Annotated in this window: 10 protein-coding genes; 8 read left to right on the top strand and 2 right to left on the bottom strand. The window is 41.9% G+C overall.

What is annotated here, in order from left to right; all coding sequences use genetic code 11:
• Nucleotides 1–15 precede the first annotated feature (15 nt).
• The 7 genes from ftsZ to carB all read left to right on the top strand — a co-directional run bounded on the left by ftsZ (nucleotide 16) and on the right by carB (nucleotide 11,779).
• Nucleotides 16–1,242, top strand: a complete 1,227-nt coding sequence (gene ftsZ, locus AACW90_RS06600) for a cell division protein FtsZ (RefSeq protein WP_390232479.1) — start codon at nucleotides 16–18, stop codon at nucleotides 1,240–1,242.
• 98 nt (nucleotides 1,243–1,340) lie between these two features.
• A complete protein-coding gene (gene lpxC, locus AACW90_RS06595) occupies nucleotides 1,341–2,258 on the top strand; it encodes a UDP-3-O-acyl-N-acetylglucosamine deacetylase (protein ID WP_275134771.1) in 918 nt (305 codons plus the stop codon).
• 470 nt (nucleotides 2,259–2,728) lie between these two features.
• The gene (gene secA, locus AACW90_RS06590; RefSeq protein ID WP_390232474.1) at nucleotides 2,729–5,455 is read left to right on the top strand and encodes a preprotein translocase subunit SecA; all 2,727 of its coding nucleotides are present in this window, start codon (nucleotides 2,729–2,731) and stop codon (nucleotides 5,453–5,455) included.
• A gap of 94 nt (nucleotides 5,456–5,549) precedes the next feature.
• Nucleotides 5,550–5,948, top strand: a complete 399-nt coding sequence (mutT, locus tag AACW90_RS06585; protein ID WP_390232471.1) for an 8-oxo-dGTP diphosphatase MutT — start codon at nucleotides 5,550–5,552, stop codon at nucleotides 5,946–5,948.
• Between the two features lie 154 nt (nucleotides 5,949–6,102).
• Nucleotides 6,103–6,912 (top strand): 4-hydroxy-tetrahydrodipicolinate reductase, encoded by an 810-nt coding sequence (gene dapB / locus AACW90_RS06580; RefSeq protein ID WP_390232468.1) that lies wholly within the window; start codon nucleotides 6,103–6,105, stop codon nucleotides 6,910–6,912.
• 481 nt (nucleotides 6,913–7,393) lie between these two features.
• Nucleotides 7,394–8,533: a glutamine-hydrolyzing carbamoyl-phosphate synthase small subunit gene (carA, locus tag AACW90_RS06575; RefSeq protein WP_390232465.1), complete on the top strand. Its 1,140-nt coding sequence runs from the start codon at nucleotides 7,394–7,396 to the stop codon at nucleotides 8,531–8,533.
• Between the two features lie 15 nt (nucleotides 8,534–8,548).
• Nucleotides 8,549–11,779 carry a carbamoyl-phosphate synthase large subunit gene (carB, locus tag AACW90_RS06570; protein ID WP_390232461.1) on the top strand — a complete coding sequence of 1,077 codons (3,231 nt, stop codon included), beginning with the start codon at nucleotides 8,549–8,551 and terminating at the stop codon, nucleotides 11,777–11,779.
• A gap of 108 nt (nucleotides 11,780–11,887) precedes the next feature.
• On the opposite strand, the gene AACW90_RS06565 is transcribed toward carB, so the two are convergent.
• A complete protein-coding gene (locus AACW90_RS06565) occupies nucleotides 11,888–13,342 on the bottom strand; it encodes an ATP-binding cassette domain-containing protein (protein ID WP_390232457.1) in 1,455 nt (484 codons plus the stop codon).
• Between the two features lie 166 nt (nucleotides 13,343–13,508).
• On the opposite strand from AACW90_RS06565, the gene recA reads away from it, so the two are divergent.
• Nucleotides 13,509–14,543, top strand: coding sequence for a recombinase RecA (gene recA, locus AACW90_RS06560; protein WP_390232454.1), 1,035 nt, complete (start codon nucleotides 13,509–13,511; stop codon nucleotides 14,541–14,543).
• Between the two features lie 150 nt (nucleotides 14,544–14,693).
• Here recA and AACW90_RS06555 read toward each other — a convergent pair whose 3' ends face one another.
• The gene (locus AACW90_RS06555; protein ID WP_390232451.1) at nucleotides 14,694–15,341 is read right to left on the bottom strand and encodes a cell wall hydrolase; all 648 of its coding nucleotides are present in this window, start codon (nucleotides 15,339–15,341) and stop codon (nucleotides 14,694–14,696) included.
• Nucleotides 15,342–15,609: the final 268 nt, after the last annotated feature.

Raw genomic sequence — 15,609 nt, 5'->3', positions numbered from 1 at the left:
AAACGGAGACAACACATGTTTGAACCGATGATGGAAATGTCTGACGATGCTGTAATTAAAGTCGTTGGTGTTGGTGGTGGTGGCGGTAACGCATTAGAACACATGGTTCGCGAATCCATCGAAGGTGTGGAGTTTATTAGTATTAATACTGATGCTCAAGCCTTACGCAAAGCTAGTGTGAGTACTGTTATCCAAATTGGCGGTGACATTACTAAAGGACTAGGCGCAGGTGCTAACCCTCAAGTTGGCCGTGATTCAGCTATTGAAGACAAAGAAAAACTTAAAGAAATCCTTAGTGGCGCCGATATGGTATTTATCGCTGCTGGTATGGGTGGTGGAACGGGTACAGGTGCAGCACCAGTCATTGCTGAAGTTGCAAAGGAACTAAATATCCTAACTGTTGCCGTAGTAACGAAGCCATTTGGTTTTGAAGGCAAAAAACGTCTTGCTTTTGCTGAGCAAGGTATTGAAGAGCTTTCTAAACATGTTGACTCTTTGATAACAATACCAAATGAAAAATTGCTTAAAGTATATGGTAGAAGCGTAACGCTATTAGAGGCGTTTGGTTATGCTAACGATGTTCTAAAGAATGCCGTTCAAGGTATCGCAGAGCTTATTACGCGACCTGGTATGATCAACGTTGACTTTGCAGATGTAAGAACAGTTATGTCTGAAATGGGTCATGCAATGATGGGTAGTGGCGTTGCAAGTGGTGAAGAACGTGCAGAAGAAGCGGCAGAAGCGGCAATATCGTCCCCACTTTTAGAGGATATTGATTTAGCGGGTGCTCGTGGAGTACTGGTTAACATTACTGCTGGTTTAGACATGCGTCTGGATGAATTCGAAACGGTAGGTAATACAGTTAAAGCATTTGCATCGGATAATGCAACGGTTGTTATTGGCACCTCTCTTGACCCTGATATGACAGAAGAGTTCCGCGTAACGGTTGTAGCAACAGGTATTGGCGCAGAGAAGAAACCTGAAATAACGTTAGTTGCAGGTTCTGCGGCAAAACCGAAACCAGCAATGGCGGCAACACTGGTTTCACAACCCGTTGCAGCAAAAGTAGATGAAAAAACGGCACAACCTTTGCATAAAAAAGAAGGGGTGAAGCCGCAACCGACAGCACCGTCAAATAGTGGTCAGGCGCAAGGCAGTTCAAACCAAAGCACGGCTCCTAAGACGGAAAAAGAAAGTGGCTATTTGGATATACCAGCATTTCTTCGTCGTCAAGCCGATTAAGAAATAGTCATAATTTGACAGAAGTCTTATTTATGATAGTATCCGCGGTCAGTTTCAACGCTGACCGTGATGAATAACACTAATTAGAGGCAAGGTAGATGATCAGACAACGTACTCTGAAAGAGATCGTAAAAACGACCGGAGTTGGTTTACACTCTGGGCGTAAAGTTACGCTTACCTTGCGTCCAGCAGCAGCAAACACTGGTGTTATCTATCGTCGTACCGATTTAGACCCTGCGGTTGATTTTCCAGCAGATCCAGCCTCTGTTCGTGACACAATGCTCTGTACTGCGCTTGTAAACGACGAAGGTGTGCGGATTTCCACTGTTGAGCACTTAAATGCTGCTCTAGCGGGTATGGGAATCGATAATGTCATCGTAGAAGTTGATGCCCCAGAAATACCGATTATGGATGGTAGTGCGAGTCCCTTTGTGTACTTGTTACAATCTGCGGGTATTGAAACATTGAATGCACCAAAAAGATTCATACGCATTAAGAAACCAGTGCGCTTTGAGGATGGTGATAAATGGGCAGAACTTGTTCCTTATAACGGTTTCCGTATGGATTTCGAAATAGAGTTTGAACACCCTGCGATCGATGCGGACGAACAACGTCTTCTGTTTGATTTTTCTTCAAACGCATTTATTAAAGATATTTCACGGGCTCGTACATTCGGGTTTATGCATGATATTGAATATTTGCAATCGCAGAACTTATGCCTAGGTGGCAGTTTCGATTGTGCAATCGTATTAGATGAATACCGTATTCTTAATGAAGAAGGGCTTCGATTTGATAATGAATTTGTCACCCATAAAGTTCTTGATGCCATTGGCGATCTTTATATGTGTGGTCATAGCATTGTCGGTGAGCTTCGTGCTTATAAGTCAGGTCATGCTTTAAATAACCAATTGCTGCGTGCTGTTCTTGCTGATCAAGAAGCGTGGGAATGGGCGACATTTGAAGAAGAAGCTGGTTCACCGGTTGCATTTGCTGAACCCAATATGGTTCTAGCATAGTAAAATACAATTATTCGTTTCGAAAAAACCAGACATGAAGTCTGGTTTTTTTTTGTCTTAATTTAGTTGTGTATTTCGTGATCCTATCTTATTTTTTGCGTGCTTATAGCGGGTTCGAAGGTGACAAAAATTGCCGCATGGCAATTTTTTGTTATCTTAATTTCCATATTTGATGATCTATCACATTCGCGTTGATATGAAAGAACCAGTACACTTGTTCGCTTAATGACCATCAAGGGATAAAAAAGTCAATCTTGGTCAAATTAATATAAATGCTAATGGAATAAAAAAAATTATCGCTTAAAATGTTGAGAACTTTTAAAACATAACTTGAATTTCATTAGGTAAGCCACAATATCTGACAATATAATATTGTTTCAGTTTTCTTGTTTTAAATAAGACTCATCGGTCTATAAGAGACTAAAAGCATTGGAAAGGCTTAAAGCCAAACAACATGAGATAAGCAAAAAATGATAAGTAAGATACTGACTAAGGTTGTTGGCAGTCGTAATGATCGAACTCTGCGTCGATTACGAAAGATTGTAAAACAAATTAATAATTTTGAACCAGATTTTGAAGCTTTTTCAGATGAAGAGCTACAAGCTAAAACCGTTGAATTCCGTGAGCGCCTAGAAAAAGGTGAATCACTAGACCAGCTCCTTCCTGAAGCTTTTGCAACGGTTCGTGAAGCGTCTAAACGTGTTTTTGGTATGCGTCATTTCGATGTTCAGCTTATTGGTGGTATGGTCCTCAACTCAGGGCAGATTGCCGAGATGCGTACGGGTGAAGGTAAGACACTTACTGCGACCCTGTCCGCTTACTTGAATGCGTTACCTGGGAGAGGCGTCCATATCGTAACGGTGAACGATTACCTTGCAAGCCGTGACGCAGAGACAAACAGAGCACTTTTTGAATTTTTAGGTATGACCGTTGGTGTCAACATTCCTAATATGGCACCACCAGAGAAACAACAAGCTTATCAGTGCGATATTCTTTACGGAACAAACAATGAGTTTGGCTTTGATTATCTTCGCGATAACATGGCATTCCGCAAGGAAGACCGCGTACAAAGAGATCGTTTCTTTGCGGTTGTCGATGAAGTTGACTCCATCCTTATTGATGAAGCACGTACACCACTCATTATTTCTGGTCCGGCTGAAGATAGCTCAGAGCTCTATTCAAAAATTAACACCCTAATACCTTCTCTTAAACTGCAAGATCAAGAAGATACAGAAGAGTATCGAGGGGATGGTCACTACACGCTTGATGAAAAATCTAAGCAGGTTCACTTGACCGAAACGGGGCAAGAGTTTGTAGAAGAACTTCTCGTTAATAATGCGATGATGGAAGAGGGAGATACCCTCTATTCTCCAACCAATATTAGCCTACTTCATCATGTCAATGCAGCACTTCGTGCCCATGTATTGTTTGAAAGAGATGTCGATTACATCGTAAAAGATGATGAAGTCATTATAGTCGATGAACATACGGGTCGTTCCATGCCGGGACGCCGCTGGTCTGAAGGTTTGCATCAGGCGGTTGAAGCAAAAGAAGGCGTTAAGATTCAGAATGAAAACCAAACATTAGCTTCTATTACTTTCCAGAACTATTTCCGTTTGTATGAAAAACTGTCAGGTATGACTGGTACTGCGGATACAGAAGCGTTTGAGTTTCAATCTATTTATAATCTAGAGACTGTTGTTCTTCCAACGAATCAACCTATGGTTCGTGATGACATGCCGGATGTGGTGTATCGCACAGAAGAAGAAAAATTTGCAGCGATCATTGAAGACATTAAAGAGCGAGTGATAAAAGGCCAACCGATACTTGTTGGTACTGTTTCAATCGAGAAATCTGAACTACTTTCTAATGCTCTCAAAAAGTCTAAAATCAAACACAACGTTTTGAACGCTAAATTCCATGAACAAGAAGCGGATATCGTTGCCTTTGCAGGGGCTCCTGAAGCAGTGACAATTGCTACCAATATGGCGGGTCGTGGTACAGATATCGTATTGGGTGGTAGCTGGCAAGCGGAATTGAATAAGATAGAAGACCCAAGCGAAGAGCAGATTCAAAAAATAAAAGAAAACTGGCAGATTGAGCATGACAAAGTACTTGCGTCTGGAGGTTTACACATCATTGGTACAGAACGTCACGAATCTCGTCGTATCGATAATCAGTTGCGCGGCCGTTCAGGTCGTCAAGGTGATGCAGGTTCTTCTCGTTTTTATCTATCAATGGAAGATTCACTCCTTCGTATCTTCACTTCTGATCGTATGGCTGGTTTGATACAAAGTGGTATGGATGAAGGTGAAGCGATAGAAAGTCGTATGCTTTCTCGTTCTATTGAAAAAGCCCAGCGTAAAGTAGAAGGCCGTAACTTCGACATTCGTAAACAGCTTCTCGATTATGATGATGTTGCCAATGACCAACGTAAAGTCGTCTATGAACTACGTGACGAGCTTATGGAAGTGGACGATATCAGTGAAATGATAGACCACAATCGCCAAGATGTATTTGATTCGGTCATGGATGAATATATTCCACATCAATCACTTGAAGATATGTGGAATATAGAAGGCTTGCAAGATCGTCTTAAAAACGACTTTGATCTTGATCTACCTATTCAAACTTGGTTAGATGACGACGACAAGCTCTACGAAGAAGCGCTTCGTGAGCGTATCCACAATACAGCAGTAGAAGTTTATAGATCGAAAGAAGATACCGTGGGTGAACAAGTTATTCGTAACTTTGAAAAATCTGTCATGTTACAGACACTTGATAACCTATGGAAAGAACACCTTGCGGCAATGGATCACCTTCGTCAAGGTATTCACTTGCGTGGCTATGCACAGAAGAACCCTAAACAAGAATACAAACGCGAGTCGTTCGAACTGTTTGAAAACTTGTTAGATATGCTTAAAGTTGATGTGATCATGATCTTGAGTAAAGTACGAGTTCAACAACAAGAAGAAGTTGAGCGTATGGAAGCGCAACGTCAAGCTCAAGCAGAAGAATCTGCCCGTAGACAACAGTTTGAACATCAGTCCGCGGAAAATCAATTAGGCGATGATTCCGAAGATGGTGACGGAACGCAACAACCAATGGTACGTGAAGAACGTAAAGTAGGTAGAAATGAACCTTGCCCATGTGGTTCAGGTAAAAAATATAAGCAATGCCACGGTAAAATTGGTTGATGTTATAAAGTGAAAAATTTGTAAAATGAAAAAAGGTCGCGTGAAGCGGCCTTTTTTATACACAAAATATTTAAAATGAAAACAAGAGTCAGATATGAAACGCTTACACATAGTTGCAGCCATCATTCTTAACGGTGAGAAAGATAAAATTTTTATTACTAAGCGCCATAAAGATGCGCATAAAGGAGGGTTTTGGGAGTTTCCTGGCGGTAAAGTCGAGTTAGATGAGACCCCAGAGAATGCAATGTTCAGAGAATTGTTTGAAGAGATTGGCATTGAAGTGACCCAGCAATCACTCTTTGAGCATTTGGAATATGATTATCCTGATAAATCTCTGAAGTTTGATTTTTTTACGGTGACGGGATTTGAAAATGAACCTTACGGCAAAGAAGGTCAGCAAGGAGAATGGGTGGAAATAGGATTATTAGAAGATTTTTCCTTTCCTGAAGCCAATATTCCTATTCTAAAAAAAGTAATAAAACAATACGGATAAATAGATTCGATTAATAAGATTCAGATAACCCATAAGGTGAATGGTTTCGCTGTCGTCTTAAAAACAAGATAAAAAATCAATTTTTAAGATACCTTGAAGCGATTACTCATTTCAGTTAAATTGGATTTCACTTAAATGTACGGAGATTTACGCAATGGTTCGAATTGCGATTGCAGGAGCAGCGGGTCGAATGGGCCGCAATTTAGTGAAAGCTACCCACCATAACTCAAACTCATCAGTTGGGGCAGCCTCTGAGAGGCCAGAATCCTCACTTGTTGGCGTTGATGTTGGCGAATTATGTGGCGAAGGGCATTTAGATATTTCTCTTGTAGATAATCTTGAAAAATCGATAACTGATTTTGATGTAATTGTCGACTTTACCATGCCAAAAAGTACGCTAGCGAATATTGAACTTTGTAAGCGACACAATAAAAAAATGGTTATTGGTACGACGGGTTTTACTGAAGAAGAAAAAGAAATCATCGATGAAGCGGCTAAGCATATCTCGATTATTATGGCTCCTAACTATAGTGTTGGCGTAAATCTTGTCTTTAAGTTGCTAGAAAAAGCAGCAAAAGTAATGGGAGACTACTGCGATATAGAAATAGTGGAAGCTCACCATCGATTTAAGATAGATGCACCTTCCGGTACTGCTATTGGAATGGGTGAAGCAATAGCGGGCGCTATGGATAACAAACTGAGTGATGTTGCGGTCTATGCACGTGAAGGGATCACTGGCGAACGAACCAAAAACGAAATCGGCTTCGCAACCATTCGAGCTGGCGATATTATCGGTGAGCATACGGCTATGTTTGCAGATATTGGTGAACGAGTCGAGATTACCCATAAAGCAACGGATCGAATGACTTTTGCTAATGGTGCTGTAAAAGCCGCAATCTGGTTGAATCAAAAGCAAACTGGTTTTTATACTATGTCGGATGTGCTCGGGTTAAACGAGCTTTAATTACATAATTATGCGCCAATATTGGTTGGCGCAATTTAAATCCCCTCCTTGTGGTTGAATTTTATGCTGGTGATAAATTCACCCCTATTACTGATTTGACCATGACTTTTTGGGCTTTTAGCTCATATATAGACAATCACCCCCAAAAGTTGCACTTAAGTCGACGGCGTTAACGTTTGCTATTTTAATTTAATGTTGAATTGATGAAATTGACGTTTATCTCATATTCTCTTGAGTGTTTGCGAATGTAACTGTGTTTAAACATGGACTTAACTTGTTTTTTTAAGCCTTCTGACGAACTTATGCCTTATGTGGTTGAAAAAAGACAGAGTGGTTATCGGTATGTTGTTGACACATATCACACTGATCTCTAGAATACCGCCAATTTGTCTAAATTCCATAATGCTGTTGTAATCGGCGGCAAGGAAGGTAGAATTGCAAATTAATACATAATTTATGCATTTTTATTCTGGAGGTTGTCTTGAGTAAGTCAGCAATGCTCGTCCTAGAAGATGGGACAATTTTTAACGGAGTTTCCATTGGGGCACAAGGTTCTGCAGTCGGAGAAGTCGTTTTTAATACCTCGATGACGGGGTATCAAGAAATCCTCACTGATCCTTCCTATTCCCAACAAATCGTCACCTTAACTTATCCTCATATTGGCAATACAGGCACTAACTCAGAAGACGAAGAATCTTCTTTGATTCATGCACAAGGACTTGTGATTCGTGACCTGCCTCTTATCGTTTCTAACTTTCGTAGTGAGCAGACTCTGTCTGATTATCTGAAGTCACAAAATATCGTTGGTATCGCGGATATAGATACGCGTAAATTAACGCGTATTTTGCGAGAAAAAGGCGCACAACATGGCTGTATCGTTGCCGGTGACAATCTTGATGAGTCACTCGCTTTAGCGAAAGCAAAAGCGTTTCCCGGACTCAAAGGAATGGATTTAGCCAAAGAAGTAACAACGAAAGAACCATTCTCTTGGAAGCAGGGCTCTTGGCAATTGATTGGTGGGCTACCTGAAGCGAAAGATGATAGTGAACTCCCTTACCACGTAGTTGCATACGATTTCGGGGCAAAACGAAACATACTGAGAATGCTGGTCGATAGAGGCTGTCGTTTAACGGTCGTTCCTGCACAAACATCTGCTGAAGAAGTGTTAGCCATGAATCCTGATGGCATTTTCTTATCTAACGGTCCTGGTGATCCTGAGCCATGTACCTACGCGATAGAAGCGACGAAGGTTTTTCTTGAAAAGGGTTTACCAATATTTGGTATTTGTTTAGGACATCAAATCCTTGCTTTGGCGTCTGGTGCAAAGACTAAAAAAATGAAATTTGGGCATCATGGTGCAAACCATCCAGTTAAAGATTTGGATAGAGACGTGGTTATGATTACCTCTCAAAACCATGGTTTTTCTGCTGACGAAGCAACACTGCCTGAAAACCTCAGAGCAACACACGTTTCGCTTTTTGACGGCTCTTTACAGGGTATACATCGTACCGATAAACCCGCATTTAGCTTTCAAGGTCATCCAGAAGCAAGCCCTGGTCCAGCAGATGCTGCACCATTGTTTGACCACTTTATTGAACTTATTGAACAGCACAGCGCATAAACGGAGTCGAGAAGAATGCCAAAACGTAATGACATCAAAAGTGTTCTAATCCTAGGTGCTGGGCCGATTGTTATCGGTCAGGCGTGCGAATTTGATTATTCTGGTGCACAAGCTTGTAAAGCGCTGAGAGAAGAGGGCTATCGAGTTATTCTTGTAAACTCTAATCCTGCAACAATAATGACTGACCCCGACATGGCGGACGCAACATATATTGAGCCGATTCATTGGGAAGTTGTTCGCAACATTATTGAAAAAGAGCGTCCAGATGCAGTATTGCCAACTATGGGTGGTCAGACGGCACTTAACTGTGCGTTAGATTTAGAAAAACACGGAGTTCTGGCTGAGTTCGGTGTCGAGATGATAGGCGCGACAGCTGACGCGATTGATAAGGCAGAAGACCGCTCTCGCTTTGATAAAGCGATGAAATCTATTGGGTTAGAATGCCCAAGAGCTGATACCGCTAAAACAATGGACGAAGCACATAAAGTCCAAGAAATGGTCGGTTTTCCGTGTATTATTCGCCCTTCTTTTACCATGGGTGGTTCGGGTGGCGGTATTGCTTATAACAAAGAAGAATTTGAAGAGATTTGCCGTCGTGGTTTAGATCTCTCTCCAACCAACGAACTCTTAATCGATGAATCTCTTATCGGTTGGAAAGAGTACGAAATGGAAGTGGTTCGAGATAAGAATGACAACTGTATCATTGTTTGTACCATTGAGAACATTGATCCAATGGGTATTCACACTGGTGATTCAATAACCGTTGCCCCAGCTCAAACATTAACGGATAAAGAGTATCAGTTAATGAGAAATGCTTCTTTAGCCGTACTTCGCGAAATTGGTGTTGAAACGGGTGGTTCAAACGTACAGTTTGGTATTGACCCTAAAGATGGCCGCATGGTTATCATCGAAATGAACCCTCGTGTATCTCGCTCTTCTGCTCTTGCTTCAAAAGCGACAGGTTTCCCAATCGCGAAAGTAGCCGCTAAGCTTGCAATCGGTTATACCTTAGATGAGTTAATGAATGACATCACGGGAGGAGCAACTCCGGCTTCTTTCGAACCAACCATCGATTATGTCGTGACGAAGATTCCTCGTTTCAATTTTGAAAAATTTGCTGGTGCGAACGACCGCTTGACTACCCAAATGAAGTCGGTTGGTGAGGTAATGGCAATAGGTCGTAACCAACAAGAGTCTTTGCAAAAAGCGCTTCGTGGATTGGAAGTTGGTGTGAACGGTTTAGATGAAATGGTTGATCTTGATGCACCTGATGCACTCACGACTATTCGTCATGAATTGAAAGAAGCGGGTTGCGACCGTATTTGGTATATCGCCGATGCATTCCGTGCCGGTTTATCGGTAGATGGTGTATTTAATCTTACGTCGATTGACCGCTGGTTCTTAGCCCAGATTGAAGAGTTGGTTAAAATCGAAGAGCAAATTAAAGCAGGTGGATTTGCTGGCCTGAATAAAGATTTACTTCGTAAAGTAAAACGCAAAGGTTTCGCTGATGCTCGCCTGTCGGCTTTACTTGGCGTTGCTGAAAGCGAAATTCGCCGATTACGTTACCAACATGATATACACCCAGTGTATAAACGCGTCGATACTTGTGCTGCCGAGTTTTCTTCGGATACTGCATATATGTACTCTACGTATGATGAAGAGTGCGAAGCAAGACCGACGGATAAAGAAAAGATCATGATTATTGGCGGTGGTCCTAACCGTATTGGTCAGGGTATCGAGTTTGACTACTGCTGTGTGCACGCTTCTCTTGCGCTTAGAGAAGATGGTTATGAGACCATTATGGTTAACTGTAACCCTGAAACCGTATCAACCGATTACGATACGTCAGACCGACTTTATTTTGAACCTATAACCCTCGAAGATGTGCTTGCAATCGTTCGTGTTGAAAAGCCGAAAGGTGTCATTGTTCAGTATGGTGGTCAAACGCCACTGAAACTTGCTCGTGCTCTAGAAGCAGCAGGTGTGCCAATTATTGGTACCAGTCCTGATGCTATAGACCGAGCGGAAGACCGTGAACGTTTCCAAACGGCGGTTGACCGCCTAGGGCTTAAGCAACCTGAAAACGCCACAGTAACGGCAATGGAACATGCCATCGAGAAGTCGAAAGATATCGGTTTCCCACTCGTTGTACGTCCGTCTTATGTGTTGGGTGGTCGTGCAATGGAAATCGTCTACGATGAAATTGACTTACGACGTTATTTTAATGAAGCGGTAAGTGTCTCAAATGAATCTCCAGTTCTTTTAGACCGTTTCTTAGATGATGCTGTTGAAGTTGATGTTGACGCCATTTGTGATGGTGAGCGTGTTGTTATCGGCGGTATTATGGAACATATAGAGCAAGCAGGTGTTCACTCTGGTGATTCTGCATGTTCATTACCTGCTTATACGTTAAGCCAAGAAATACAAGATGTGATGCGTGAACAGGTAGAAAAACTGGCCTTCGAACTCGGCGTTCGTGGTTTGATGAATACCCAATTTGCGGTAAAAGATAACGAGGTTTACCTTATTGAGGTAAACCCTCGCGCGGCTCGAACGGTTCCATTTGTGTCTAAAGCAACGGGAGCTCCACTGGCTAAAATTGCCGCTCGTGTTATGGCCGGGCAATCTCTTGAATCACAGGGTTTTACTAAAGAGATTATTCCACCGTATTATTCGGTCAAAGAAGTGGTGTTGCCGTTTGATAAATTCCCCGGTGTTGATCCTCTACTTGGACCAGAGATGCGCTCTACCGGTGAAGTAATGGGCGTTGGTGCCTCCTTTGCCGAAGCGTTTGCTAAAGCAGAGCTTGGTTGTGGCAAGGAGTACCCGGAAGGTGGGCGAGCTCTACTCTCTGTACGTAATGATGATAAACAGCGTGTTGTAGACCTTGCTTCTAAGTTGACCAAGCTTGGTTATCAATTAGACGCGACCCACGGAACAGCCGTTATCCTTGGTGAGGCGGGTATTAATCCTCGCTTAGTAAACAAGGTGCATGAAGGGCGTCCTCATATTCTTGACCGAATCAAGAACAATGAATATACCTATATTATCAATACGGCTGCGGGTCGCCAAGCGATTGAAGACTCAAAGGTCTTACGTCGTGGCGCTTTGCAAGAGAAAGTGAACTATACAACCACGCTTAATGCTGCGTTTGCGACTTGTATGGCGCATACGGCAGATGACCGTCAGACGGTCACTTCTGTACAAGAGTTACATGCAAAGATAAAAGAAAGCCTAGCTTAAACGCTTTTGTAACCGAATTCACAAAGGTGTATTCGGTTACAAAGATGTGATAGATCGCGGTTAAAGCTGAAAAAAGAGTCGCCGTAACGTTTGTTGCGGCGACTCTTTTTAATGTTGAGTAATTATAACCTTGTATCCAACACTCTGTTCGTCAGGAACAAAATCTACGAAGTTATGGATGTTTTCTAATGTGTCTTGTTGATAATGGGATACGTACAAAAGTTGGCTTAGGTTCTCTTTTGCTATCATATCTAAGGTATTCATGACCAGTCTCCGCCCAAGATTATCTAAACCTTGGTATGGTTCATCGAGAATAAGAAGGGCAGGTTGTTTTACCAATGCTCTAGCGATCAAAAGTAGTCGCTGTTGTCCATATTCCAACTGCTTAAACGGCGTCTTAATGAACGTGGTCATGTGCAGTATTTCAAGCCATTCTTTTGCAATCTCTATCTGCTTTCTTGAAGGTTGGCTATACAAGCCAATTGAGTCATAAAATCCAGATAAAACAACTTCTAAAGCGGTGCAACCTACTCGATATTGAAGGTGGAGTGCAGATGAAACCATGCCGATGTTTTGTTTTATCTCCCAGATAGTTTCTCCCGATCCTCGTTTTTTACCAAAAATATGAATTACGTTGCTATAACATTGAGGGTGGTCACCAAAAATTAGGCCTAGTAAGGTGCTCTTTCCGCATCCATTTGGGCCTCTGATCTGCCAATGTTCGCCGTTATTAATGCGCCAATTTACACCAGTAAAAATGACAGAATCACTGTAAGCGACTTTTCCGTCTTCTAGCTCAAAGAGTGGATTGTCAAAATAACTGGTATGTTGGTGTTTGTGTATCAGTGCGATGACTAGTTCACTCTGTTTTTGTGATTGAGCGGTTATCTGACTTATAATGGGGTGCTCGTTCCATTCTGACTTACTCATGATTTCACAGAGCTTACCCGAAGAAAACAAAGCCACTTTATCAATCCAAGTGGGCATCTCATCTTCTCGTGATACGACAATAATCAATTGTATTGATGCGCTTAGGCGCTCAAGATAGCTAGTGAGGTACTTTCTGTGCTCAACATCTAGACCAGCATAAGGTTCATCGAGTAGAAGTAGTGTCGGTTTAGACGCGAGAACGCGCGCCAGCATTAATCGGCGGGTTTCTCCGGTAGATAAAACTCGAAAGCCAGTGTCTCTTAAATGGGTCAGGTCGAGTTCAAACATAAGTTCAAGGGTTTGTTCATCATCATGGCATTGTTGATAAATAAGAGAATAAACAGACGTGCCGGTGTCTATCTTGTCTATAAAATCCGTATCGTCATCGGCGAGTTCAGATTCTAACAAACGTTGTTGTTCGACAAGTGATATCTGAGCAATATTTTGTGATAACCCCTCTATAGTCCCCGCACTTGCATCCCGTTCTTGGCAGAGTAAATCACCAAGGTTTGAACCTATATCACCTTCAGTACTAAATATGCCCCATGACTGGTTAGAAAATATATGCCAATCTTCTATTTCTAAATAGGTACCTGTAGTTTGAAGCGAAACTTGGTGAAAAGTAATATCCATATCTATCGGTTTCCTTAATGTTCTATTGCACATCTTTATTAGAGCATGAGTTACGGTAGAATTAGGAAAAAACTTTCACATAGCTATAGACACTGTATGAATCTACAGTATAATTAGTTTTAATTAAGAAGTAACACGCGAATAATCAAATAGTGCGGAGAAAGTAATGGATGAGAACAAAAAGAAGGCGCTTGCAGCGGCTCTAGGTCAGATTGAAAAACAATTTGGTAAAGGTTCAATTATGCGTCTTGGCGATAACCGCACTATGGACGTAGAAACCATCTCAACAGGTTCTCTAGCTCTGGATATAGCGCTAGGCGCTGGTGGGCTTCCTATGGGACGTATCGTAGAAGTCTATGGTCCTGAATCATCAGGTAAAACAACCTTAACACTTGAAGCAATTTCTGCGGCGCAAAAACAAGGTAAAACTTGTGCATTTATTGATGCTGAACATGCCCTAGACCCAATCTACGCTAAGGCGTTAGGTGTAAATATTGATGAGTTACTTGTGTCACAACCAGATACTGGTGAGCAAGCCTTAGAAATCGTTGATGCACTGGCTCGTTCTGGTGCGGTTGATGTTGTTGTTGTCGATTCCGTTGCGGCGTTGACGCCTAAAGCTGAAATTGAAGGTGAGATGGGTGACAGCCACATGGGCCTTCAAGCTCGTATGCTTTCTCAAGCAATGCGTAAGTTAACGGGTAACCTTAAACAGTCAAATTGCATGTGTATATTCATCAACCAAATCCGTATGAAAATCGGTGTTATGTTTGGCTCTCCAGAGACGACAACGGGTGGTAATGCCCTTAAATTTTATGCCTCTGTTCGCCTCGATATCCGCCGTACTGGCGCCATTAAAGATGGTGATGAAGTTATTGGTAATGAAACACGTATCAAGGTTGTTAAAAACAAAATAGCGGCACCATTCAAACAAGCTGAAACACAGATTCTTTACGGTAAAGGTTTCAACCGAGAAGGTGAATTGATTGATTTAGGTGTTAAGAGCAAAATTGTTGAAAAAGCAGGAGCTTGGTATAGCTATAAAGGCGATAAAATCGGTCAAGGTAAGGCTAACGCAGGTAAATACATGCGTGAGAACCCTGCGACTGCACTAGAAATTGATACTAGACTACGAGAGCTTCTTTTAGCACCAGTTGTTGAGGAAGTCGTAGAAAAACCAGTTCCTCAAGAAGAGTTGTAAAGCAACTAAACGCTCTAAGTATCATGAATAAAGCCTCGCTAATGCGGGGTTTTTTTATGAGTGAGAGTGACAGATTAAAGCGGAAGTTATGCTTTATGTTTATGAGCAATCGAATCTGAACGAGTCGCTCATTATCGAGCCGACATTCATTTAATCTTTATCTTGAATGCCTCCTCGTAACTGTTTAATTCCTTTTTGGATCGGATTTTCCCATTGACGCAATGCCGATGGCTTTTCATCTGACTCTACGGGCATGTTCGTTGTATTGCACATCAGGGCGTAGAAAGTGTGGTCATCGATAGTAGCGGAAATAGGTGCATTGCCAAAATGAATAAGTTCTTTTGACACACTACCTTTTCGCGCTCTTTCCGATACAACTTTAGAATTCTGAAAGTAGAGCGCACCATTGGTAGGGTCGGATAAATAACCATTTTTGGCCAGATCTAAAATGGTCTCGATGCGAGCGAACTGATCAGAACTTGGCTCAGGGAGTTGCTGCCAAGTCCCTACCTTAGACACTGGTTCGAACTGATTTTTTGCGTTGACAATCGTCTCAATAGAGTTCGAGAATTGTTCACTCATTTTACGGTTAAGAATGACAAATACGACAGCGCTTAACCCGATAGAACCTTGATTAGAAGCCTCAGCATAGGCAGTCCGTGTTATTGCATCGATATCGGTCACTGATAACGCTATTCCAGCTATTTTATTTTTGTAGGCAAGGTGGACTGCATCACAATCTACTGCTGTAGGCGAGTTTGCAGAGGCACAAAGTGCCAACATGGAAAACCAATTCATACCCGTGTGCTCATTACAAACTCCCGTTCCTACACCGACGATTTAGATTCTTATCTGCTCTACATTAATCAAACCTAAAGACTATCGCTGGCAAATATCATTAAGATTAGCGTAATCATGCCTATATTATTCAAAAATTTGGCAAATTTGATATTATACCGTTCATATCAATCATGTAATTAAAATCTACATCGATGATGTAGAAAACGCCCGGTTCTTAAATAGGCCTAATTATGAGCTTGGCACCAATTAACTTTTACATGAAGAG

This window comes from Vibrio frigidus (assembly GCF_042465995.1).
In the GTDB taxonomy this organism is placed as follows: Bacteria; Pseudomonadota; Gammaproteobacteria; order Enterobacterales; family Vibrionaceae; genus Vibrio.
The sequence above is the reverse complement of the archived record's forward strand: the minus strand, read 5'-3'. Positions and strand labels throughout refer to the sequence as shown.